The following is a 255-nucleotide window of genomic DNA, read 5'->3' as shown; positions in this document are numbered from 1 at the left end:
GCAGCTCGTTACGCACGCCTTCAAGGGTGGCACGCTGGAAGATTTCGCCTTCGGCCAGGCCCGATTGCTTGAGGCCCTTCATCAGGTCTTCGGTGCTGATCGCCTTGTTGCCTTCGATCTCGATGCTTGACACCGACGGGCGCTCGACCACGTTGATGATCAGCACATTGCCATCGCGGTTCAGCTGGATGTCCTGGAAGAACCCGGTCTTGAACAGGGAACGGGTCGAGTCCACCAGGCGGCGGTCATCGGCCT

Annotated in this window: 1 protein-coding gene; it reads right to left on the bottom strand. The window is 60.4% G+C overall.

Features of this window, described 5'->3' with window-relative positions; genetic code table 11:
- On the bottom strand, positions 1–255 hold a 255-nt coding region (locus JOY50_RS29425), incomplete at both ends, for a POTRA domain-containing protein (RefSeq protein ID WP_310738342.1).

The organism is Pseudomonas sp. BP01 (genome assembly GCF_022760795.1).
Taxonomy (GTDB): Bacteria; Pseudomonadota; Gammaproteobacteria; order Pseudomonadales; family Pseudomonadaceae; genus Aquipseudomonas; species Aquipseudomonas putida_Q.
Note: the sequence above shows the minus strand (reverse complement) of the source record. Positions and strands in the feature narration are given on the sequence as shown.